Source organism: Streptomyces sp. P6-2-1, from assembly GCF_050613165.1.
Classification (GTDB): domain Bacteria; phylum Actinomycetota; class Actinomycetes; order Streptomycetales; family Streptomycetaceae; genus Streptomyces.
This window is the reverse complement of sequence record NZ_CP192513.1, coordinates 2,765,635-2,787,116: the sequence shown is the minus strand read 5'-3', so window position 1 is coordinate 2,787,116 and position 21,482 is coordinate 2,765,635. Positions and strand designations below refer to the sequence as shown.

General features: G+C 72.5%; 20 protein-coding genes and 1 tRNA gene. 9 read left to right on the top strand and 12 right to left on the bottom strand.

The window, feature by feature from the left end; genetic code table 11:
* Window positions 1–55: 55 nt before the first annotated feature.
* Genes ACQYWQ_RS12055 through ACQYWQ_RS12045 form a run of 3 tightly spaced genes read left to right on the top strand, consistent with a single transcriptional unit; the run spans window position 56 to window position 1,697 of the window.
* A complete protein-coding gene (locus tag ACQYWQ_RS12055) occupies window positions 56–466 on the top strand; it encodes a RidA family protein (RefSeq protein ID WP_431034402.1) in 411 nt (136 codons plus the stop codon).
* 23 nt (window positions 467–489) lie between these two features.
* On the top strand, window positions 490–1,302 hold the full coding sequence (locus ACQYWQ_RS12050; RefSeq protein WP_431034400.1) for a trans-aconitate 2-methyltransferase: 813 nt from the start codon (window positions 490–492) through the stop codon (window positions 1,300–1,302).
* A gap of 20 nt (window positions 1,303–1,322) precedes the next feature.
* Window positions 1,323–1,697, top strand: a complete 375-nt coding sequence (locus ACQYWQ_RS12045) for a glyoxalase (protein ID WP_431034399.1) — start codon at window positions 1,323–1,325, stop codon at window positions 1,695–1,697.
* Here ACQYWQ_RS12045 and ACQYWQ_RS12040 read toward each other — a convergent pair.
* From ACQYWQ_RS12040 to ACQYWQ_RS12030, 3 genes are all read right to left on the bottom strand, one after another.
* Entirely contained in the window at window positions 1,678–2,067 is a 390-nt protein-coding gene (locus ACQYWQ_RS12040) for a Uma2 family endonuclease (protein WP_431039155.1), read from the bottom strand. The genes ACQYWQ_RS12045 and ACQYWQ_RS12040 overlap by 20 nt on opposite strands.
* Window positions 2,068–2,169: 102 nt before the next feature.
* On the bottom strand, window positions 2,170–2,772 hold the full coding sequence (locus tag ACQYWQ_RS12035; RefSeq protein ID WP_043255687.1) for a TetR/AcrR family transcriptional regulator: 603 nt from the start codon (window positions 2,770–2,772) through the stop codon (window positions 2,170–2,172).
* Window positions 2,773–2,884: 112 nt separating this feature from the next.
* The gene (locus tag ACQYWQ_RS12030; RefSeq protein ID WP_431034397.1) at window positions 2,885–3,868 is read right to left on the bottom strand and encodes an acyl-CoA desaturase; all 984 of its coding nucleotides are present in this window, start codon (window positions 3,866–3,868) and stop codon (window positions 2,885–2,887) included.
* Between the two features lie 428 nt (window positions 3,869–4,296).
* On the opposite strand from ACQYWQ_RS12030, the gene ppc reads away from it, so the two are divergent.
* On the top strand, window positions 4,297–7,038 hold the full coding sequence (ppc, locus tag ACQYWQ_RS12025) for a phosphoenolpyruvate carboxylase (protein WP_431034396.1): 2,742 nt from the start codon (window positions 4,297–4,299) through the stop codon (window positions 7,036–7,038).
* Between the two features lie 88 nt (window positions 7,039–7,126).
* Here the strand turns inward: ppc and pth are convergent, their stop codons facing one another.
* The 6 genes from pth to ACQYWQ_RS11995 form a co-directional block, all read right to left on the bottom strand.
* A complete protein-coding gene (gene pth / locus ACQYWQ_RS12020; protein WP_431034395.1) occupies window positions 7,127–7,735 on the bottom strand; it encodes an aminoacyl-tRNA hydrolase in 609 nt (202 codons plus the stop codon).
* A 121-nt stretch (window positions 7,736–7,856) separates the two neighbouring features.
* Complete coding sequence (locus ACQYWQ_RS12015) at window positions 7,857–8,450, bottom strand: 50S ribosomal protein L25/general stress protein Ctc (protein WP_431034394.1); 594 nt, start codon at window positions 8,448–8,450, stop codon at window positions 7,857–7,859.
* Window positions 8,451–8,697: 247 nt separating this feature from the next.
* On the bottom strand, window positions 8,698–9,681 hold the full coding sequence (locus ACQYWQ_RS12010; RefSeq protein WP_431034393.1) for a ribose-phosphate diphosphokinase: 984 nt from the start codon (window positions 9,679–9,681) through the stop codon (window positions 8,698–8,700).
* A gap of 141 nt (window positions 9,682–9,822) precedes the next feature.
* Window positions 9,823–11,271, bottom strand: coding sequence for a bifunctional UDP-N-acetylglucosamine diphosphorylase/glucosamine-1-phosphate N-acetyltransferase GlmU (gene glmU / locus ACQYWQ_RS12005; RefSeq protein ID WP_431034391.1), 1,449 nt, complete (start codon window positions 11,269–11,271; stop codon window positions 9,823–9,825).
* Window positions 11,272–11,403: 132 nt separating this feature from the next.
* Window positions 11,404–11,475: transfer RNA gene (locus ACQYWQ_RS12000), tRNA-Gln, on the bottom strand.
* Between the two features lie 12 nt (window positions 11,476–11,487).
* Window positions 11,488–12,207, bottom strand: a complete 720-nt coding sequence (locus tag ACQYWQ_RS11995) for a hypothetical protein (RefSeq protein WP_431034389.1) — start codon at window positions 12,205–12,207, stop codon at window positions 11,488–11,490.
* A gap of 145 nt (window positions 12,208–12,352) precedes the next feature.
* Here ACQYWQ_RS11995 and ACQYWQ_RS11990 point away from each other — a divergent pair, with 145 nt between their 5' ends.
* A complete protein-coding gene (locus ACQYWQ_RS11990) occupies window positions 12,353–13,648 on the top strand; it encodes a sensor histidine kinase (protein WP_431034388.1) in 1,296 nt (431 codons plus the stop codon).
* 79 nt (window positions 13,649–13,727) lie between these two features.
* Here ACQYWQ_RS11990 and ACQYWQ_RS11985 read toward each other — a convergent pair whose 3' ends face one another.
* Together ACQYWQ_RS11985 and ACQYWQ_RS11980 are read right to left on the bottom strand one after the other, a co-directional pair.
* Window positions 13,728–14,288, bottom strand: coding sequence for an SUKH-3 domain-containing protein (locus tag ACQYWQ_RS11985; RefSeq protein WP_431034386.1), 561 nt, complete (start codon window positions 14,286–14,288; stop codon window positions 13,728–13,730).
* Between the two features lie 19 nt (window positions 14,289–14,307).
* A complete protein-coding gene (locus ACQYWQ_RS11980; RefSeq protein ID WP_431034384.1) occupies window positions 14,308–14,892 on the bottom strand; it encodes a YwqJ-related putative deaminase in 585 nt (194 codons plus the stop codon).
* 370 nt (window positions 14,893–15,262) lie between these two features.
* On the opposite strand from ACQYWQ_RS11980, the gene ACQYWQ_RS11975 reads away from it, so the two are divergent.
* The 4 genes from ACQYWQ_RS11975 (at window position 15,263) to ACQYWQ_RS11960 (ending at window position 20,649) form a co-directional block, all read left to right on the top strand.
* Window positions 15,263–16,279 carry an HNH endonuclease gene (locus ACQYWQ_RS11975; protein ID WP_431034383.1) on the top strand — a complete coding sequence of 339 codons (1,017 nt, stop codon included), beginning with the start codon at window positions 15,263–15,265 and terminating at the stop codon, window positions 16,277–16,279.
* A 1-nt stretch (window position 16,280) separates the two neighbouring features.
* Window positions 16,281–18,494, top strand: a complete 2,214-nt coding sequence (locus ACQYWQ_RS11970; RefSeq protein WP_431034382.1) for an SUKH-4 family immunity protein — start codon at window positions 16,281–16,283, stop codon at window positions 18,492–18,494.
* 312 nt (window positions 18,495–18,806) lie between these two features.
* Window positions 18,807–19,787: a response regulator receiver protein gene (locus tag ACQYWQ_RS11965; RefSeq protein ID WP_431034380.1), complete on the top strand. Its 981-nt coding sequence runs from the start codon at window positions 18,807–18,809 to the stop codon at window positions 19,785–19,787.
* Window positions 19,788–19,890: 103 nt separating this feature from the next.
* Window positions 19,891–20,649: a SanA/YdcF family protein gene (locus tag ACQYWQ_RS11960; protein WP_431039154.1), complete on the top strand. Its 759-nt coding sequence runs from the start codon at window positions 19,891–19,893 to the stop codon at window positions 20,647–20,649.
* Here ACQYWQ_RS11960 and ACQYWQ_RS11955 read toward each other — a convergent pair.
* Complete coding sequence (locus ACQYWQ_RS11955) at window positions 20,627–21,454, bottom strand: MerR family transcriptional regulator (RefSeq protein ID WP_431034379.1); 828 nt, start codon at window positions 21,452–21,454, stop codon at window positions 20,627–20,629. The genes ACQYWQ_RS11960 and ACQYWQ_RS11955 overlap by 23 nt on opposite strands.
* Window positions 21,455–21,482 lie beyond the last annotated feature (28 nt).

The window sequence follows — 21,482 nt, the reverse complement described above, 5'->3', positions numbered from 1 at the left end:
AGATAACTCGCGTTCATGATGACAGCGCACGATCCGCCACCGAGGAGGTACCGCCGTGCCGCGCGACCACGTACGTCCCCCGGGGTCCCCGCCCGTCAACGGCTACAGCCACGCCGTCGCCGTCCCGGGCCCGCTCGTCGTCGTCTCCGGCCAGGTGCCCCTGGACGCCGAGGGCCGCCTCGTCGGCGAGGACGACACCGAGGCCCAGGTCCGGCAGGTGCACGCGAACCTCGCCACCGCACGCGAAGCGGCAGGCTCCGACCTCGCGCACGTCGTCAAGTACACGTTCCTCCTCACCGACCTCGCCCGCGACGACCTCGCCCGCGACCTCCCCGCCCCGCGCGCCGTACGCGACGGGCACCAGGACCCCGCACGCCCGCCCGCCTCCAGCCTCGTCCAGGTCGCCGCCCTCGTGCGCCCCGCCTTCCGCGGGGAGATCGAAGCCCTCGCCGTCCCCGCCGTCTGACCGGCCCGCGCCAGGAGTACGCCATGCCACTCGCCCCCACCTGGGACCCCGCCCAGTACCTGCGCCACGCCGGCCACCGGACCCGCCCCTTCGCCGAGCTGCTCGCCCGCGTGCCCGACCCGGCCACCGAGCACCCCCGCGTCGTGGACCTCGGCTGCGGCGCCGGGAACGTCACCGCGCTGCTCGCCGCCCGCTGGCCCGGCGCCCGCATCACCGGGCTCGACAACTCGCCCGCCATGCTGGAGCGCGCCCGCGCCGAACACGCCGGGCCCCTCGCCGACGGCGGCTCCCTGGACTTCGCCGAGGCCGACCTCGCCGACTGGCACCCGGACCGCGGCTACGACCTCATCGTCTCCAACGCCGCCCTCCAGTGGGTCCCCGGCCACCTCGACCTGCTCCCCGCCTGGGCCGAGGCCCTCCACCCCGGCGGCACCCTCGCCTTCCAGGTCCCCGGCAACTTCGGCGCCCCGAGCCACGTCCTCATGCGCGAGACCGCCGCCCTGCCCCGCTTCCGCCCGCTCCTCGACGGCGTCCTGCGCCACGACGACGCCGTCGCCGAGCCCGCCGAGTACCTCGACCGCCTCACCGCGCTCGGCCTCGCCGCCGACGTCTGGGAGACCACCTACCTCCACCTCCTCACCGGCGAGGACCCCGTACTCGACTGGGTCAAGGGCACCGGCCTGCGCCCCGTGCTCGACGCCCTCGCCCCCCACCCCGAGGCCCACGCCGACTTCCTCACCACCTACCGCGACGCCCTCCGCGCCGCCTACCCGGCAGGGCCGCACGGCACCGCCTTCCCCTTCCGCCGCCTCTTCGCCGTCGCCCACGCCGCCTGACCCGACACGGAGGTACGAGAATGATCACCGCGCTCGACCACGTCCAGCTCGCCGCCCCGCCCGGCAGCGAGGAGCGCCTGCGCGCCTTCTACGCCGACGCCCTCGGCCTCGGCGAACTCCCCAAGCCGCCCGTCCTCGCCGCGCGCGGCGGCTGCTGGTTCGGCAGCGGGTCCGTACAGCTCCACCTCGGCATCGAGACCGACTTCCGCCCCGCGCGCAAGGCCCACCCCGGCCTCCGCGTCACCGGCATCGACGCCTTCGCCACCCGCCTCAGCGACCACGGCATCACCGTCACCTGGGACGACAACCTCCCCGGCCACCGCCGCTTCTACGCCGATGACCCGGTGGGCAACAGGCTGGAGTTCCTGGAGCCGGTCAGCGACGGACTTTCCTGAGCGCTTCGCCGGGGATGTCGATGTCCCTGTCGAAGGGCGACGACAGCCTCAGCCGCTCGTGGTGGATGCCCGTCAGGCCGTAGGCGTTCGTCAGGGGGTCCGGTTCGTCCGTACGGACCACCGGGTGCATGGCGTCGGTGGTCCTCTCGACGAGCCGGAAGTGCGGGATACCGGCTTCGGCGTACTCAAGGGGCTCGTACCGGGTGTCGCGCCGACGGGACTCCGGGGACACGACCTCGCTCACGAGCGTGAGGCCGGCCGCCGTGCGGCGGACCCGGTCCATGTCGTCCCCGGTCTCGTCGCAGGCCACGAGCACGTCGGGTTCCGGCGCGTTCTCGGGATCGAGGACCACCGTCATCCCGCGCTCCACCACAGGCCCGGCGGGAACGCGCGCGCTCAGCGGCCCGAGGCCCCCCAGCCTGCGGCCACCGCCCCAAGCCCCCACCCCCCGACGGCCGCACCCGGAGGGGCCTCACTGCCGACGATGCCCTATCAGCCGCGGCTTCTGCTCCAGCCCGTCCAGGCCGTGCCACGCCAGATTCACCAGGTGCGCAGCGACCTCCGCCTTCTTCGGCTTGCGGACGTCCAGCCACCACTGGCCCGTCAGCGCGACCATCCCCACCAGCGCCTGCGCGTACAGCGGCGCCAGCTTCTGGTCGAAACCCCGGCTCTTGAACTCGCTGCCCAGGATGTCCTCGACCTGCGTCGCGATATCGCTGATCAGCGAAGCGAACGTACCCGTCGACTGGGCCACCGGGGAATCACGGACGAGGATGCGGAACCCGTCCGTGTACGTCTCGATGTAGTCCAGAAGCGCGAAAGCCGCCTGTTCCAGCAGCTCCCTCGGGTGCCCCGCCGTCAGGGCACCCGTCACCATGTCCAGGAGCTGCCGCATCTCACGGTCCACCACGACCGCGTACAGCCCCTCCTTGCCGCCGAAGTGCTCGTAGACCACCGGCTTGGAGACCCCGGCCTTCGCCGCGATCTCCTCCACCGACGTCCCCTCGAAGCCCTTCGCCGCGAACAGCGTGCGCCCGATGTCGAGCAGCTGCTCCCTGCGCTGCGCACCCGTCATCCGGGTACGGCGCGTCCGCCGGGACTTCTCCCCGCCCGCGACACCCTTGCCGGGGACACCCTTGCCGGGAACACCTGAGACACCTGAGACCGCATCCGTCGCCACGGTCCCATCATGCCGGTTCGGCCGCCTTGTCCCTGCGGCGGGAGCGAATGCGCTCCGCCGACGGCCAGCGCACATCGTGCACCCAGCCCGCCAGCTCCATCCAGCGGATGATGCGCGCCGAGGAGTCGATCTGACCCCGCTCCACACCGTGCCGCGCCGAGGTCGGGTCCGCGTGGTGCAGGTTGTGCCAGGACTCCCCGCAGGACAGCACGGCGAGCCACCACACATTGCCCGAACGGTCCCGCGAACGGAACGGCCGCTTGCCCACCGCGTGGCAGATCGAGTTGATCGACCACGTCACGTGGTGCAGCAGCGCGACCCGGACGAGGGACCCCCAGAAGAACGCCGTGAACGCCCCCCACCACGACCACGTCACCAGGCCCCCGACCAGCGGCGGCGTCAGCAGCGACACCAGCGTCCACAGCGCGAACTGCCGCGAGACCCGCCGAATCGCCGGGTCCTTCACCAGATCGGGCGCGTACTTGTGCTGCGGCGTCTGCTCCTCGTCGAACATCCACCCCAGGTGCGCCCACCACAGCCCCTTCATCAGGGCAGGCAGCGTCTCCCCGTACCGCCACGGCGAATGCGGGTCGCCCTCCGCGTCCGAGAACTTGTGGTGCTTGCGGTGATCCGCCACCCAGCGCACCACAGGCCCCTCCACCGCCATCGAGCCCGCGATCGCGAGCGTCACCCGCACCCACCGTTTCGCCTTGAACGAACCGTGCGTGAAGTACCTGTGGAACCCGATCGTGATCCCGTGGCAGCCCAGGAAGTAGAAGAAGACCATGAGGCCCACGTCGAGCCAGCTCAGTCCCCAGCCCCAGGCCAGCGGCACCGCGGTGAGCAGCGCCACGAACGGCACCACGATGAAGGCCAGCAGCGCGAACTGCTCCACCCCACCCTTGCGGTCACCCCCCAGCGTCGCCGCCGCCGGAGCACCCGGCTGTTGCTCTTCCGTCCCCGCCTCGGCGGGCGATGCGGTCGAGGTCATATGAGCCCCTTGCGTCTGTCGAGGATTGTGTGTCGTCGAAGGTCGTATGTCGAGGGTCGGGCGCGCGGCCCGTTCCCTCCCCGTACGTACGGCGGAAACCGTGTGACGAGGTCGTGCGTGTGGGAACCCGTGCGACCGGGAAGATCCCGTTCCGTAGACCCGTACACGTAGATACGCCCGAGCGACGGCAGACTCGCGGCACCACGCCACGGCGCGGCCACACACAGCTCCGCTCCTACGGATACGTAACCTACGGTGACGTAAGTATGGCAGCGCGCAGCGCTCCGGCAAGAGGCCGAACGTCCGTGCTGCCCCTGCGCCACATATTGTGGGAACGGTCGGACAGCGCGGTCCGCTCGGAAACCCGCCCGGGCCCCACCGCCCGGGTTCCCTCCTCTTCAGCCACCACACTGCAAGGAGCCGCACCTGTGAGCAGTGCCGACGACCACCGTCTTCCCGCTCCGGCCGCAGCGCCGGAACTGCGCGCCGACATCCGCAGGCTCGGCGACCTCCTCGGCGAGACCCTCGTCCGCCAGGAGGGCCCCGAACTCCTCGAACTCGTCGAACGCGTGCGCCACCTCACCCGCAGCGACGGCGAGGCCGCCGCCCGTCTGCTCGGGGAAACCGAACTGGAGACCGCGGCGCAGCTCGTGCGCGCCTTCTCCACGTACTTCCACCTCGCCAACATCGCCGAGCAGGTCCACCGCGGCCGCGAACTGCGCGAACGGCGCGCCGAGGAAGGCAGCCTCCTCGCCCGCACCGCCGACCGCCTCAAGGACGCTGACCCCGAGCACCTGCGCGAGACCGTCGAGCACCTCAACGTCCGCCCCGTCTTCACCGCGCACCCCACCGAGGCCGCCCGCCGCAGCGTCCTCAACAAGCTGCGCCGCATCGCCGAACTCCTCGACCTCCCCGTCGCGCAGGCCGACCGCCGCCGCGCCGACGCCCGCCTCGCCGAGAACATCGACCTCGTGTGGCAGACCGACGAACTCCGCGTCGTGCGCCCCGAACCCGCCGACGAGGCCCGCAACGCCATCTACTACCTCGACGAACTCCACGCCGACGCCGTCGGCGACGTCCTCGAAGACCTCAGCGCCGAACTCGAACGCGTCGGCGTCAAGATCCCCGACGACACCCGCCCCCTCACCTTCGGCACCTGGATCGGCGGCGACCGCGACGGCAACCCCAACGTCACCCCGCAGGTCACCTGGGACGTCCTGATCCTCCAGCACGAGCACGGCATAAACGACGCGCTCGAACAGATCGACTACCTGCGCGGACTCCTCTCCAACTCCATCCGCTACACCGGCGTCACCGAGGAACTCACCACATCCCTGGAGAAGGACCTCGCGCACCTGCCCGAGATCAGCCCCCGCTACAAGCGCCTCAACGCCGAGGAGCCCTACCGGCTCAAGGTCACCTGCGTCCGCCAGAAGCTGGAGAACACCAAGAACCGCCTCGCCAAGGGCACCCCCCACGAGCCCGGCCGCGACTACCTCGGCACCAGCGAACTCCTCACCGACCTCGCCCTCGTCCAGGACTCCCTGCGCGCCCACCGCGGCGGCCTCTTCGCCGACGGCCGCCTCAGCCGCATCATCCGCACCCTCGCCGCCTTCGGCCTCCAGCTCGCCACGATGGACGTCCGCGAACACGCCGACGCCCACCACCACGCGCTCGGCCAGCTCTTCGACCGCCTCGGCGAGGAATCCTGGCGCTACGCCGACATGCCCCGCGAGTACCGCGCCAAGCTCCTCGCCAAGGAACTCCGCTCCCGCCGCCCCCTCGCACCCACCCCCGCCCCCCTCGACGCGGCCGGCGAGAAGACCCTCGGCGTCTTCCACACCATCCACCGCGCCCTCGACGTCTTCGGACCCGAAGTCATCGAGTCCTACATCATCTCCATGTGCCAGGGCGCCGACGACGTCTTCGCCGCCGCCGTCCTCGCCCGCGAGGCCGGACTCATGGACCTCCACTCCGGCTGGGCCAAGATCGGCATCGTCCCGCTCCTGGAAACCACCGACGAGCTGCGCGCCGCCGACACCATCCTCGACGACATGCTCTCCGACCCCTCCTACCGCCGCCTCGTCTCCCTCCGCGGCGACGTCCAGGAGGTCATGCTCGGCTACTCGGACTCCTCCAAGTTCGGCGGCATCACCACCAGCCAGTGGGAGATCCACCGCGCCCAGCGCCGCCTGCGCGACGTCGCCCACCGCCACGGCGTACGGCTGCGCCTCTTCCACGGCCGCGGCGGCACCGTGGGCCGCGGCGGCGGCCCCAGCCACGACGCGATCCTCGCCCAGCCCTGGGGCACCCTCGAAGGCGAGATCAAGGTCACCGAACAGGGCGAGGTCATCTCCGACAAGTACCTCGTCCCCTCCCTCGCCCGCGAGAACCTCGAACTCACCGTCGCCGCCACCCTCCAGGCCAGCGCCCTGCACACCGCGCCGCGCCAGTCCGACGAGGCACTCGCCCGCTGGGACGCGGCGATGGACCTCGTCTCCGAGGCCGCCCACACCACCTACCGCAACCTCGTCTCCGACCCCGACCTCCCCGCCTACTTCCTCGCCTCCACCCCCGTCGACCAGCTCGGCGACCTCCACCTCGGCTCCCGTCCCTCGCGCCGCCCCGACTCCAGCGGCGGCCTCGACGGACTCCGCGCCATCCCCTGGGTCTTCGGCTGGACCCAGTCCCGCCAGATCGTCCCCGGCTGGTACGGCGTCGGCTCAGGCCTCAAGGCCCTGCGCGAAGCCGGGCTCGACGGCGTACTCGACGAGATGCACGAGCACTGGCACTTCTTCCGCAACTTCCTCTCCAACGTCGAGATGACCCTCGCCAAGACGGACCTGCGGATCGCCCAGCACTACGTCGACACCCTCGTCCCCGACGAGCTGAAGCACGTCTTCGACCTCATCAAGGCCGAACACGACCTCACCGTCGCCGAAGTCCTCAAGATCACCGGCGGCGAACAGCTCCTCGACTCCCACAAGCCCCTCCAGCAGACCTTCAGCATCCGCGACGCCTACCTCGACCCCATCTCCTACCTCCAGGTCACCCTCCTCGCCCGCCAGCGCGCCGCCGCCGAAGCCGGCGAGGAACCCGACCCGCTCCTCGCCCGCGCCCTCCTCCTCACCGTCAACGGCGTGGCGGCAGGCCTCAAGAACACCGGCTGAGCGGACACCCCCGCGGCCGTACGGAACGGGGCCGGCCCCGGCGACACCTCACGCGTCGCCGGGGCCGGCCCCGTACCCGTACGGGCCCTCAGGAGTGGTACGAGCCCTGCGCCCGCTCCAGCCCCCGCGTCACCAGCGCCTCCACCGCGTCCGCCGCACGGTCCACGAAGTACTCCAGCTCCTTGCGCTCGCCCGAGGAGAAGTCCTTCAGCACGAAGTCGGCGACCTGCATCCGCCCCGGCGGCCGCCCGATCCCGAACCGCACCCGGTGATACGCCGGACCCATCGCCTTCGTCATCGACTTCAGCCCGTTGTGCCCGTTGTCCCCGCCGCCCAGCTTCAGCCGCAGCACCCCGTAGTCGATGTCCAGCTCGTCGTGCACCGCCACGACCCGCTCCAGCGGCACCTTGTAGAAATCGCGCAGCGCCGACACCGGGCCGCCCGAGAGATTCATGTACGAGAGCGGCTTCGCGATCACCACCCGCGTACTCGAAACGCCCGGCACCCCGAGCCGCCCCTCCACGACCTGCGCCTGCGCCCGCGCCGCACGCTTGAAGCGCCCGCCCACGCGCGCCGCGAGCAGATCGGCGACCATGAACCCCACGTTGTGCCGATTGCCCGCGTACTCGGGGCCCGGATTGCCGAGCCCCGCCACCAGCCACGGCGCGTTTCCGCCCGCGCCCTCGCTCGCTGCCATTGCGTCCTCCACCGCTGCCCGCTCGTGCCGATCCGTACGTACGACGGCGGGGTGGCACGCCCACCGGACGCACCACCCCGCCACCACGCTCCGCGGGAGACCTCAGCCCCCCGGCGAGGGCTCAGCCCTCCTCGGACGCGCCCTCGTCGGCGCCACCCTCGGCCGGGGCCTCCTCGGCCTGCGCGGCCAGGACCTGGATGACGACCGCGTCGGGCTCGACGGCGAGCGAGACACCCTCGGGAAGCGTGATGTCCTTCGCCTCGATCGAGGCACCCGCCTCCAGACCGGCGACCGAGACGGTCAGCTGCTCGGGGATGTGGGTCGCCTCGGCCTCGACGGGCAGCGAGTTGAGGACGTACTCCAGGAGGAACTGGCCCGGGGCCAGGTCGCCCTCGGCGAGCACGGGGATCTCGACCTGGACCTTCTCGCCGCGCTTCACGAGGAGGAGGTCGACGTGCTCCAGGAAGCCCTTCAGCGGGTCGCGCTGCACGGCCTTCGGGATGACCAGCTCGTTCTTGCCGTCCAGCTCGACCGCGAGCAGCACGTTCGAGGTCTTCAGGGCCATCATCAGCTCGTGACCGGGAACGGTCACGTGGACGGGCTCGGTGCCGTGGCCGTAGATCACGGCGGGCACCTTGCTCTCGCGGCGGATGCGGCGCGCCGCACCCTTGCCGAACTCGGTACGGGTCTCGACGGCGAGCTTGACCTCGGCCATGACGCTTCTCCTCAACAGACGGTTCACAGGGGTGGTCACCCGGCCACGAACGGCCTGCTACGAAGAGCGCGTCGATAACGGAGCGCCGGACCCGTGTCCGTAAACGGACGGGGCGGCCTCCCTCGCCGAGCAACTCTCGCGAGTCTACCCGGCGGGGAGACCGCCCAGGAAATCGATCAAGAGCGGCCGCGCCCGCTGTGCAGAACCGTTCCTGCAACAGCAGTCGCCCCCGCACCGGCCACGGGCCTCAGCCCACCGGCTCCTCCTCGAACAGGCTCGTCACCGAACCGTCCTCGAAGACCTCACGCACCGCACGTGCGATCGTCGGCGCGATCGAAAGCACCGTGATCTTGTCCAGCTCCAGCTCACTCGGCGTCGGCAGCGTGTTCGTCAGCACGAACTCACTCACCTTCGAGTTCTTCAGCCGGTCCGCGGCGGGACCCGACAGCACCCCGTGCGTCGCCGTCACGATCACGTCCGCCGCACCGTGCGCGAACAGCGCGTCCGCCGCCGCACAGATCGTGCCACCCGTGTCGATCATGTCGTCCACCAGGACACACACACGATCCTTCACGTCACCCACGACCTCGTGCACCGTCACCTGGTTCGCGACATCCTTGTCACGCCGCTTGTGCACGATCGCCAGCGGCGCGCCCAGCCGGTCGCACCAGCGGTCGGCGACCCGCACGCGCCCGGCGTCCGGCGACACGATCGTCAGCTTCGAACGGTCCACCTTCGCACCCACGTAGTCCGCCAGGATCGGCAGCGCGAACAGGTGGTCCACCGGACCGTCGAAGAAGCCCTGGATCTGGTCCGTGTGCAGGTCGACCGTGAGAATCCGCGTCGCACCCGCCGTCTTCAGCAGATCCGCCATCAGACGCGCCGAGATGGGTTCACGTCCGCGGTGCTTCTTGTCCTGCCGCGCGTAACCGTAGAACGGCACGATCACAGTGATCGAACGCGCGGAAGCCCGCTTCAGCGCGTCCACCATGATCAGCTGCTCCATGATCCACTTGTTGATCGGAGCCGTGTGGCTCTGGATCACGAAGCAGTCCGCCCCGCGCGCGGACTCACGGAACCGCACGTAGATCTCGCCGTTGGCGAAATCGAAGGCCTTGGTCGGAACTATGCCGACACCCAGCTGGTGCGCCACTTCCTCCGCCAGCTCCGGGTGGGCGCGGCCGGAGAAGAACATCAGCTTCTTCTCGCCGGTCGTCTTGATTCCGGTCACAGCACTTGTCTCCTCGGACGAGTTCTTTCGCTGCTGCACCCGTCGGGCATCCCGGACCCCATCACGACACCCAGAACCAACGAGCCAGCCGAATCGCGTGCATCTATCACGGTACGCCGTGAAGGACGCACCTGTTTTCGGTCAGCTTTCGCCTTCCGACCCCCGGGAAGAATCCTCAGCGGCCTTCGCCGCCGCGCTCCCGGGACGCTTACGGGCCACCCAGCCCTCGATATTCCTTTGCTGGCCGCGGGCCACGGCGAGCGCACCGGCCGGCACGTCCTTCGTGATCACCGAGCCCGCCGCCGTGTACACGCCGTCCCCGATCGTGACCGGTGCCACAAACATATTGTCCGAACCGGTACGGCAGTGAGAGCCGATCGTCGTGTGGTGCTTGTTCACACCGTCGTAGTTCACGAAGACACTCGCCGCCCCGATGTTCGTGTGGTCGCCGATCGTCGCGTCGCCCACGTACGACAGGTGCGGCACCTTCGTCCCCGCGCCCACCGTCGCGTTCTTCATCTCCACGTACGTGCCCGCCTTCGCGCCCGTCCCGAGCCGCGTCCCCGGACGCAGGTACGCGAACGGGCCCACGCTCGCCTCGGCACCGATCTCGGCCCCGACCGCCACCGTGTTGTCCACCCGCGCGCCCGCGCCCACGACCGTGTCCGTGAGCCGCGAGTTCGGGCCCACCTCGGCACCGTCATCGACCCGCGTCGCACCGAGCAGCTGCGTACCCGGGTGCAGGACCACGTCACGACCGAAACCGACCGTCACGTCCACGAAGACGCTCGCCGGGTCGATCACCGTCACCCCCGCCAGCATCGCGGCCTCAAGAAGCCTCTCGTTGAGCACCCGGCCCGCCTGCGCGAGCTGCACCCGGTTGTTGATCCCCGCGATCTCCCTGTGGTCGCCCGCGAGCGCGGCCCCGACGCGGTGGCCCGCCCCGCGCAGAATGCCCAGGACGTCGGTCAGGTACTCCTCGCCCTGCGCGTTGTCCGTACGGACCTGGCCCAGCGCCTCGGCGAGCAGGCGCCCGTCGAAGGCGAAGACCCCCGAGTTGATCTCGCGGATCGCCAGCTCGTCGGGGTTCGCGTCCTTGTGCTCCACGATCGCGGTCACGGCGCCCGAGCCGTCGCGCACGATGCGGCCGTAGCCGCTCGCGTCGGGCACCTCGGCGGTGAGGACGGTGACGGCGTTGCCGTCGGCGGAGTGCGTACGGCACAGGGCATCCAGCGTCGCGCCGGTCAGGAGGGGGGTGTCGCCGCACAGCACGACGACCGTGCCGTCGACCGTGCCGCCCAGCTCCGCGAGGGCGGTGCGGACGGCGTGGCCGGTGCCGCGCTGCTCCTCCTGGACGGCGGTGCGGACGGCCGCGGAGCGCTCCGCGAGGTGGGCGGTGACCTGTTCGCGGCCGTGCCCGACGACGACGACGACTTCCTTGGGCTCCAGCTCGCTCGCGGCCTGGAGGACGTGTCCGACGAGGGTGCGGCCCGCGAGGCTGTGCAGGACCTTGGGCGTGGCGGACTTCATGCGGGTGCCCTCACCCGCTGCGAGGACGACGACGGCTGCCGGGCGGTTGGTGGCACTCACGAGCGGGCCCTTCGGCTTCGGTGCGGATGACACGCGAACAATACCGGGGGGTGTGCGGCGGAACGCGGGAAAGGCCCTGACCTGGGGGGTCAGGGCCTTGTGGGGTGGTTCGGGGAGGCGGTCGAAAGGGGGCTCCCCTGCCAGGACTCGAACCCGGAACTAGCGGACCAAAACCGCCGGTGTTGCCTATTACACCACAGGGGACTATAAAGCGAGCTAATCGGACATTTCGACTACCCGCCTTTGTGCGCCCCCTACTATGCCGTACCAAGCTCCCTCCACGCGACGGTACAAGTCAGCGCTCTTGGCAACTTTTACGACAAGGCAGCCGTGATAGCCGGTGCCGGTGTTCTTGCGGACCGTGAGCGGGTTGTGGCGCTTGAGTGTGGTCTTGAGGAAGGCCGAGCGCGGGATGCCCGTGACCTCCGCCCAGAACTCCTCGGCTCCTTCGACGTCGGCCGACTCGTGGATGAGCAGGGACAGGCGACGGTCCGAGCGGGGGACGTCGAGCAGGTCGAGCCACTTCATGAAGAGGTCGATCATGTCCGGATCGCTGTTGACGAAGACGAGCCGCTCGCGCCGGGCGTGGGCCTTGTCCTTCGTCCCCTCCGCCCAGTAGAGCCCCACCCCCACCAGGAACAGCTCCCGCTCGCTGAGCCGTCCGATCTCCGTCCGGGCCTCCTCCTTCACTCGCTTCCTGTGTTCCTCGCGCTCCGCGAGCACCGGCTCCCAGCGGGTCCGGGCGGCCTCGCGGGCGCGATCCGCGGACGCGAAGTTCGGCGCCGGTTTCGGCAAGTCCCTCACCCAGAGGGATACCGAGCTTTTCGCGCAGCCCACTTCCTTCGCGATGCGGTCGTACGTCCATCCCTTCAGGCGGAGTTCCCGGGCTCTGTCCCGTGCGTCTGTGCGTGCCGCGACCATGAGGGCGATCTTCACGGCGGAATCACAGGTTCCGGGAGGGTTCGGGCGTGTTTCGCCTGATCGGGTGAGGGGTGGGGGGTGTGCGCGGCGCGCGTGGGGTGCGTTGTGGGGTGGCGCACTCCCCCGGGATTCGGGACGGAACGCCCGTACGCTGGGGGTCATGACCACGACGGGGGAAGAGCGCCGGGCGGCCGGGGGGCCGTGGTGGTGGCGGCGGCGGCGCAGTGCCGTGCTTGATGTGGCGCTGGCGGGGGTCTCGGCGCTGGAGTGCGGGGTCGAGGGGGCGGTGTTCACCGACCGGGTGGGGCTCGGTGCCCTGCTCGGGGTGCTGCTGGGGCTGCTGGTCGGCTCCGTGCTGGTGCTGCGGCGGCGGTGGCCCGTCGCCGTCGTGCTCGTGGCACTCGCCGTGTCGCCCGCCGAGATGGGGATGGTCCTCGGTTTCGTGGGCCTCTACACGCTGGCCGCGTCCGAGGTGCCGCGCCGGATCACGGCGGTGCTCGCCTCGATGTCGGGGCTGGGTTCGCTCCTCGTGGCGCTCGTGCGCATGGGGCAGCACGTGGACGAGAACGGTTCGGCGATGACGCCGTGGTTCACGCCGTCGATGGCGGTGCTCATGGCGCTTGGGATGACGGCGCCGCCGGTGCTGCTCGGTCTGTACGTGGGGGCGCGGCGGCGGCTCATGGAGAGTCTGCGGGAGCGTGCGGATTCGCTGGAGCGGGAGTTGCAGCTGCTCGCCGAGCGTGCCGAGGAGCGTGCGGAGTGGGCGCGGGGTGAGGAGCGGCGGCGTATCGCGCGGGAGATGCACGACGTGGTGGCGCACCGGGTGAGTCTGATGGTGGTGCATTCGACGGCGTTGCAGGCGGTGGCGCTGAAGGACCCGGAGAAGGCGGCGAGGAACGCGGCGCTGGTGGGGGACATGGGGCGGCAGGCGTTGACGGAGTTGCGCGAGATGCTCGGGGTGATGCGGGCGTCGTCGGGGGTGCCTGTGGCGCGTGCGGCGGAGCCGGAGCCGGTGGTGGCGGAGGTGCCCGAGCCGCGTGCGGTGCTGGTGGAGGAGGAGCAGGGGCCTTCGCTGGCGGAGCTGGACGAGCTGGTGGGGCAGTCGCGTGCGGCGGGGATGGCGGTGGAGTTCTCGGTGGAGGGGGAGGGTGCGGGGTACGGGGCGCGGGTGGAGCGTACGGCGTACCGGGTGGTGCAGGAGGCGTTGACGAACGCGCACAAGCATGCGGCGGGTGCGGCGACGCGGGTGCGGCTGGCGCGGCGGGCTGCCGAGATAGCGATGCAGGTGGAGAACGGTCCGCCGCCTGAGGGTGGGGTGGACGCGAAGTTGCCGAGTGGCGGGAACGGTCTGGTGGGGATGCGGGAGCGGGTGCTGGCGCTCGGTGGGGTGTTCGTGGCGGGGCCGACGGACTCGGGGGGTTTCCGGGTGTCCGCGGTGCTGCCTGTGGAGGAGTAGAGGGCGGGTTCCGTACGGGTTTCTCCGTGGGGGTTTCTCCGTGCGGGGTTCTCTGTGGGGGCTTCTCCGTGGGGGTTTCTCAGGCGTCCTCCTGTTCCTCCACGCTCAGTCGTGTGGGGGCGCCGCCGGTGAGGAGGGTGCTGAGGCCCTGGTCGATGTCGGCGCCGAGGTACCAGTCGCCGGTGTGGTCGAGGGCGTAGACGCGGCCTTCGTCGTCGATGGCGAGGGCGGCGTGGGTGGTGGTGTCGAGGCCGAGGGGGCACAGGTGGGTGCCGAGGGCGTGGCCGAGGTCGCCGAGGGTGCGGGCGAGGTGGAGGCCGTGGAGGGGGTCGAGGTCGAGGCTCGCGGGGGCGAGGTGGCGGCCTTTGGTGGTGGGGTGGGGGCGGAGGCCGCCGAATTCGGCCCAGGCCTCGACGGCGGCGGGGGAGACGTGGTGCTGGTGTCCGGCGGGTGAGGTGTGGGCGCGCAGGGTGTCGGCCCAGATCTCGGCCTGGGCGATGTCCCAGCGTCCTGGGGTCCATCCGGCGGTGCGCAGGGCGGTGTCGGCGGCTTCGGGGAAGCGTCCTGTGGGGGCTTCGGCGAGGGCGTCGAGTCCTTCGAGGCGGGTGAGTTCTTCGAGGGGGTGGGGCGGGGTCTTCATGTGGTTCGCCGGTCCGGTGTCAGTCCTGGAGGGTGGGGTCGATGACGCGGACGCCGAAGTGTTCGGCGAGTGCGGTGCAGGAGCGGCAGGGCGGGGCGAAGGCGCCGTGGAGGGGGTCGCCGTCCTCGCGGATGTGCCGGGTGGTGAGTTTGGCGCCTTTGAGGGCTTTGCGTGCTTCGCCGGGGGTCATGGGGCGGCGGGCGGCGCGTTTGGAGCGGGCGGTGCGGGCGGTGTCGGCCTCGGCGAGGTGGCGGGAGAGGAGGACGGCTTCGGCGCAGCGTCCTGTGAAGCGTTCGCGTCTCTCGCTCGTGAGGGTGTCGAGGAAGTCTTGTACGAGGGGGTGCAGGGCGGGTGGCTGGTCGCCGCGTGCGCCGGTTCCTGTGAGGGTGGTGCCGCGTACGGAGAGGGCGGCGGCGACGGCGGGGAGGATGCCGTCGCGGCGGTGGCGCAGGGTGGGGGGCCTGGTGCCGTCGTGGCTCCAGTCGACGCGGGGGTCGTGGGCCGGGAGGAGGGAGGAGGGGCGCGGTGCGCGGGGGCCGGGGGTCGCCGGGGCCTCGGGGGCGGTGTGCGTGGTGGCCTCGGGGCCTGGTTGTGCGGTGTGCATGGTGGTGCTTTCCCCTCCGTACCTTCCCCCGTGTCGTTCTCCCGGGCAAACCGTGACGAGCCCTGTCGTGCCCTGGAGAGCCCTGACAGCCTGCCAAACGATCGCTTCCGGGTGGTGGTGGGGGTGTCCTGCCGGGGTTACAGCTTCGCACGGGGTGGGTGCGGGGGCGGTTCGGCGCGGGTGGCGGGTGAGGGGTGGTGTCGCTGCTCGCGGCGCTGTACCACTGCTGTTCCGCGGCGGGTAGCGCTGTCGGCCCTGTGACCCTTCGGGGCCCACCGCATAGGCTGTGGCGACCGCTTCCGGCGCGGTGTCCGGTTGGTGTCCATTGGTGTCAGTGTTGGTGTCAGCGAGGGTGCAGGGGGCTTCCGCCATGACGACAGGTCGGCTCGGTGAGGGGGTGCCCGTGCAGGGTTCTCCGGTGCGGGGTGCGCCGCCGAACGCCGCGTACGCGGGGCAGTCGGTGCGTTTCCCGGACCCGGTGCGGGCGGCGCGGTATCCGGCGGGGGTCGCGGTGGACGGCGGGGGGCGCCCGGTGTTCACGCCGTACGCGCGGGCCGCTGTGGAGATCGCGGAGCCGCCGACGGGTTTTGGTGTGGACGAGTTGCGCCTGACGGATTACGTGTCGGCGAACGCGGCGATGGCGGCTTCGGGTGACGCGTTGTGGGAGGGCTTGCCCTCGGTGGCGACTCCGCACGGCTGGACGTGGCATCACGTGGCGGATTCGCGGCGGCTTGAGCTGGTGCCCGTGGAGGTGAAGGCGTTGCTGCGGCACCACGGGGGTCTGGCGACGGCGCGGGTGGAGCACGGGCGGCGTGGGACGCGGCCGCTTCAGCAGACGAAGCCGGCGCATTTCGGGTTGCCGCGTGAGCTGGTGGCGGTGGAGGAGCGGCAGGTCCTGGCGCTGGAGGAGGACTTGGGGTACCGGTTGCCGGGCGCGTACCGCTCGTTCCTGAAGGCGGGCGGCGGGTGCGCGCCTGTGGGGGTGGCGCTCGACGCGGAGCTGGGGCTGCTCGTGGATCAGCCGTTCTTCACGGTGCGGGAGGAGGCGGCGGTCAATGATCTCGCGTATGTCAACAAGTGCTTGCGCGACCATGTGACGAAGGACTTCCTGGGTGTCGCCTTCGTGCAGGGCGGGCTCCTGGTGGTCAAGGTGCGGGGTGAGGCGGCGGGTTCGGTGTGGTTCTGCCCGTACGACGACGCGCGGGACCGGGACGGGCTCGATGTGGCGGCGCGGGTGCGGGAGTTGTTGCTGCCGTGCGGGGAGGACTTCGACGCGTTCCTGTCGCGGCTCGCGGGGAGTCCGCCGGAGCTGGAGACGGTGGCGCAGTTGATGGTGGACGGCGGGTTCGCGCGGGTGGTCCCGGTGAACCCGGTGGGGAGTGAGTGACGTGGTGACGTTCGCGCAGGCGCAGGAGCGCGGGGAGCGCTGGATCAACGGGGACGTGCCGCGTTATCAGCACCGTGAGGTGCGGGTGCGGGAGTTCGGGCTCGGGTTCGTGGTGTGGGCGGAGGACCGTGCGGAGGCGGGGCCTTCGGACGGTGGCGGGCAGCGGGTCGTGATCGCGCGGGACGGCCGTGCGGTGACGTTGTGGCCGGATCTGCCGGTGGCGGAGGTGATCCGGCGGTACGAGGAGGAGTACGGGGTGCCGGCGGCGGGGGAGGAGGTGGCGCCTGAGCCGCCGGAGCGGATCGACCTGAATCAGACGTCGTTCCTGTTGTCGCCGCCGGAGTGGTTGCAGGAGGCGGCGGATCAGCTGGGTATCCCGGGTGGGCGCGGGGACGCGTCGCGGGCGGGTGCGGTGCAGGGTGCGGGTGAGGCGTCGCGGCAGGGCGAGCCGGTCGCGGGCGCGGGTTCGTGGGAGGCGGCGGACACGACGGGTGCGTCGCAGGGCCGGCTGGTCGTGCCTCCGGACACGGTGTACACGCAGGGTGACGAGGAGTCGCCGGGGGGCGCGGGGGGGCCGGGTGCTGGGGGTGTCCCGGCGTCGGAGGCGCGTACGCGGTTGCTGGACGGGGCGGGGCAGGTGCCGCCGCCGGGCTTCCCGCAGGCGCGGGACGAGCAGGGGGCGCAGGGCGTTCCCGGTGCTCCTGGCGCGCCTGGGGTCCCCGGTGCTCCTGGTGTCCCCGGTGCTCCTGGTGTGCCCGGTGTGCCGCCGCGTCCGGCGCCGGGTGCCGATGACCTGAGCGAGGTCGCGACGAGCAAGGCGACGCCGCGGCGGCCCGAGCGGGGCCCCGTGCCGCCTCCCGGTCCGGCGCCCGCGGGTCCCGGCGGTACGGGGCAGGGCGGCGCGGGTACGGGGCAGGGCGGCCCCGGTGCCGGGGTGCACCATGCGCCCACCGTCTTCGCGACCCCGCCCCCGGGCCCCGGCGCGGGTTCTCCCGCGACGCCGCCGCCCCCGCCCGCGCCCCCCGCGAGCGGCGGCACCCCGGCGGGCGGGGTCGCGCACGCGGCCACGGTCCTGTCGCGCCCCTCGGGCCCGGCCACGCCCCCGCCGCCTCCCGCTCCCGCCCCGCAGGCGCCCGTACCCCCGCACAACGCGAGCCCCGCCCCCGTACCGCAGACGCCGCCGGGCCCCGTGGCGCCGCCGGGGCCCGCGCAGGGCTACGGGTACCCGCGTCCGGGGGTGCCGACGGTCGGCCCCGGCTATCAGGCGGTGCTGCGCTACCGGGCGCCCGACGGTTCGGAGCAGCAGGTGATCCGCCGGTCGGCGCCCGGGCTGCCGCACCCGGAGTGGCAGATCCTGCACGAGTTGCGCGCGCTGAACGTGCCGCCGCAGCAGGTGCTCGAACTCCACACGGAGCTGGAGTCCTGCGAGCTGCCGGGCGCGTACTGCGCGCGGATGATAAGGGAGACGTTCCCGCAGGCCCGGATCACGTCGATCGCGCCGTACGGGACCGATCACGCGAGCAGGCAGCGCGGGATGGCGCAGTTGCTCGCGCACCAGGGCGAGCTGCACCAGGTCGCCGACGGTCCGGCGCGTCCCGCGCCTGTGCGGGTGCCGTTGCCGCAGGTGCCGCAGGCGCCCGCGGTGCCGCTCGACGAGGTGGCGCGGGAGCTGGCCGGGGCCTTCGGGCCGCAGGGTGTCTTCCGTTTCGAGCCGCAGGCGGTCGCGCGGGCGGGGGTGCCCGAGGTGGTCGCTGCCTCGCTGACGACGGCGGGGCTGCCCTTCGACATGGGCCCGTTCTTCTGGGCGCAGGCGCAGCAGGGGCGTCCGGTGCCGACGCTCGCCGAGCTGGCGCAGGAGCGGGGAGTGGCTGCGGCCTCGGACGCGGGCACGTATCTCGTCGTGGGCAGTGACTTCGGCAAGGCGCTGTGCGTGCAGTACGGGACGGGGCACATCGTCGCCGTGCCGGTGGAGGCGGGTCCCGGCGGGGCCCCGGTGGCGCCGCAGTTCGTGAACTCGGGTCTCGTCGAGTTCACGCGCTGCCTGGCGATGCTGGGCCGCATGTGGCGCTTGCGCTACGGGCTCACGCAGGAGCAGGCGGGGCGTTGGACGGTCGACTTCCAGGCGGAGCTGGCGACGCTGGACGCGGCGGCGCTGGCCTCGGCCGAGTCGTGGTGGTCGGTGGTCCTGGAGCAGCTGTGGGACGGGCTGCTGTAGCGGGTTCGCTCGGGGCGGTCCGCCGGGCGGGGCGTCGCGCGGGGGCGGTCTGCCGCCTGGTCCTGCCGTGGTCCTGCCGCCCCCGCGGCCGGCCCGCGTGCCCGTCCGCGGGCCCGCCCTGCCCTCGTCTCCGTTCTTGTCCTGGAAGTGATTGTCCGATTCCGGATACGAGCACGAAGTGGCGCATCCTTGAACAAGCCGGTATCGGGCCGGTCGTGGATGAGCCGTGTACGTGTCGCGTATGAGGCACCTTGTGAGCGGGCAGTGATCGCTCGGTGACGTGCGCGGGGTGCCTGGATGGAGGTTCCGAGGGTGAACGGTGACGAATACGGCTTCGGTCCCGCGCATCCTTCGGTACGCCCCCGCGCCTACCGTCCGGCCGAGGTCGATCCGTACGTGGCGCGGCTCGCGGAGGAGTACGCGCTCGCGCGGGCGCGGGTCGAGGAGCTGGAGGCCGAGGCGGCGCGGCTCGGCGCGGAGGCGGAGGCGCTGCGCGAGACGGTCGCCGCGCTCCCGCCCGCCGATTACGCGGTGCTCGGCGGCGGCGCCGTCGACCTGCTCGGTCTCGTCGAGGACGAGGCGGCGGAACTGGCGGCCACCGTGCGCGCCGATGCCGACGCGCTGGACGAGCGGGCCCGGACGGAGGCGGCGGGGCTCGCCGCTGCGGCGCACGAGGCGGCGATGGCGCTGCGTACCCGGGCGGACGTGGACGCGCAGGCCCGGCTGGCCGCCGCAGCGGCCGAGGCGGAGGCGGTGCGCGCGGCGGCGCGCGAGGAGGCGGAACGGGTGCGCGGCGCGGCCCGTACGGCCTTGCGCGAGGTGCGGGAGGCGACGGCGGCGCACCTCGCGGCCGTCGACGAGGACCACGAAGCGCGTGCGGCGGCGTTCGCGCGCGAGGCGGAGGCGGCCCGTGCGGAGGCCGCGGAGGCGGAGGCGGCGCGCCTGAACACGGCGGAGGCGGCGCTCGCCGCCGCGCGCAGGGCTCGCGCCGAGGCGGAGGAGGCGGCGAGGCACCGGCAGGAGGACAGCGAGGCGCGCGGGGACGCGATGCGCGCGGAGGCCGCGGCGCGCGCGGCGAAGGTCCTGCGCGAGGCGGAGCGGTACGCGGCGGCGCAGGCGGAGCGCAGCGCGCAGGTGCGGGCGCACCTGCGCCACATCAAGGGCGCGCTGGCGGGGCTGACGGGACGGGGCGGCACGACGGCGGACGCGGCGGACGCGGCGGACCCGGCGGACCCGGCGGACCCGGCGGCGCACACGGCCGCGGAAGGGACGGAGGCGGACGCGCGCGGGTGAGCGGGGAACCGGGCGCCGACCGCACGCGTGCTTGCTCGTGACAGCGGGTCTCGTGACAGCGCGTCTCGTGACAGCGGGTCTCGTGGCGGTGGGTGAGGGCCGGGTGCGGGTGGGGGTGCGGGTGCGGGTGCCGGGGTGGTTGCGGACACGGCGGGGGCGGCGCCGGGTGCTGTGGGCCGTGATGGGGCTGTGCGTGCTCGCGCTGCTGCCCTCGGCGTGGATACGGGTGGCGAGCGACGGCGGCGTACGGGCCGAGGCGGACGTGGACCGGGCCCCGGTCGCCGTGGTCTTCGGCGCGGGGCTGTGGGAGGGGAAGCCGTCGCCGTACCTGGCGCACCGCCTGGACGCGGCGGCGCGGCTCTACGCGGCGGGGCGCGTGTCGGCGGTCCTGGTGACCGGGGACAACAGCCGCACGTCGTACGACGAACCGACGGCGATGCGGGACTACTTGGCGCGCGCGGGCGTCCCGGGACGCCAAGTGGTGCGGGATTACGCGGGGTTCGACACGTGGGACTCGTGCGTGCGGGCGCGCAGGGTCTTCGGTGTGGGCAAGGCGGTGCTGATCAGCCAGGGCTTCCACATCCGCAGGGCGGTGGCGCTGTGCCGCGCGGCGGGCATCGACGCGCAGGGCGTCGCGGCTCGCGACCCGCGCGACGTCACCTGGTACTACGGCGCCTCCCGCGAGATCCTGGCCGCCCCGAAGGCGGCCCTGGACGCGCTCGTCCACCGCACCCCGACGCTCGGTCCCCGGGAGCAGGGTGTGCGGGACGCGGTGGCGCGGGGGCGGGCGAACGGACAGCGGTCGGCAGAGGGGGCCGGAGGGCCCGGGTCTCGCGCCGTCATGCCGGGGCCTTCGTCGTGAAGACGGGCCAGCCGATCTCCGTGCGCCAGCGGGACGGGTCCGGGGTGTCGTGGAAGCAGACCGGGTAGAACTCGTGGATCGGGCCCGCCACGGCGAGGGCGTGGCGGGTGACGTACGCGGCGAGGGCGCCGTAGGCGCGGTCGATGCCCGATTCCGGGCCCTCGTGGGTGATCACGGCCAGTTCGGCCGGGGGCAGCTCGGTCCAGCGGACCCGTCCGGTGGCGCGCGGTTCCGCCGAGGCCGGTACGTACACCGTGGCGCGGCCGTGTTCGAGGGTGAAGAGCGCGTCGTCGTAGACGCCGCCCGCGGGGCCTTCGGCCCGTACGTCCTGGCGCGCGAGCGTCGCGAAGAGTTCGCCGATGGCTCCGTGGTACCAGGCGCCGATGTCGGCGACGGCGAGGTCGTCCTCGGTGATCGCGGCGACCCGGCGCGCGGGCAGGCGGCGGTGGGTGATCGGGGCGGCGGGCTCGGGGTGCTCGACGAGGTCGCGGAGCGAGGCGACGGCCTCGCGGGTCCGTGTGAGGCGGTCTTCGAGGCGGCGCAGGTGCCGGGCGATGAGGGCGCCCCGTGCGGCCGGGTCGGGGGTGCGCAGGATCTCGCGGATGTCGGCGAGCGGCATGTCGAGGGCGCGGAGGCGGTGGATGATCTGCGCGGTGGGGATCTGGGCGAGGTCGTAGCGCCGGTACCCGGACATCTCGTCGGTCTCGGCGGGCTCCAGGAGGCCCTGTTCCTGGTAGTGGCGCAGCGCCTTCACGCTCAGGTGCGTGGCGCGCGCGAAATCCCCGATCGACAGCAATGCGGACATACGGCCAGTGTGGACCCTCCCCCGGGGG

Bases quoted from the DNA above. Each gene is read 5' to 3' on its own strand.
- ACQYWQ_RS12035 (WP_043255687.1), bottom strand. From the start codon at position 2,772: ATGACGGGTGCGCAGCGCAGGGAGCAGCTGCTCGACATCGGGCGCACG.
- ACQYWQ_RS12030 (WP_431034397.1), bottom strand. From the start codon at position 3,868: ATGACCTCGACCGCATCGCCCGCCGAGGCGGGGACGGAAGAGCAACAG.
- ACQYWQ_RS12015 (WP_431034394.1), bottom strand. From the start codon at position 8,450: ATGGCCGAGGTCAAGCTCGCCGTCGAGACCCGTACCGAGTTCGGCAAG.
- ACQYWQ_RS11955 (WP_431034379.1), bottom strand. From the start codon at position 21,454: ATGTCCGCATTGCTGTCGATCGGGGATTTCGCGCGCGCCACGCACCTG.
- ACQYWQ_RS11975 (WP_431034383.1), top strand. From the start codon at position 15,263: ATGACGACAGGTCGGCTCGGTGAGGGGGTGCCCGTGCAGGGTTCTCCG.
- ACQYWQ_RS12045 (WP_431034399.1), top strand. From the start codon at position 1,323: ATGATCACCGCGCTCGACCACGTCCAGCTCGCCGCCCCGCCCGGCAGC.
- ACQYWQ_RS11985 (WP_431034386.1), bottom strand. From the start codon at position 14,288: ATGAAGACCCCGCCCCACCCCCTCGAAGAACTCACCCGCCTCGAAGGA.
- ACQYWQ_RS12050 (WP_431034400.1), top strand. From the start codon at position 490: ATGCCACTCGCCCCCACCTGGGACCCCGCCCAGTACCTGCGCCACGCC.
- ACQYWQ_RS11980 (WP_431034384.1), bottom strand. From the start codon at position 14,892: ATGCACACCGCACAACCAGGCCCCGAGGCCACCACGCACACCGCCCCC.
- pth (WP_431034395.1), bottom strand. From the start codon at position 7,735: ATGGCAGCGAGCGAGGGCGCGGGCGGAAACGCGCCGTGGCTGGTGGCG.
- ACQYWQ_RS11990 (WP_431034388.1), top strand. From the start codon at position 12,353: ATGACCACGACGGGGGAAGAGCGCCGGGCGGCCGGGGGGCCGTGGTGG.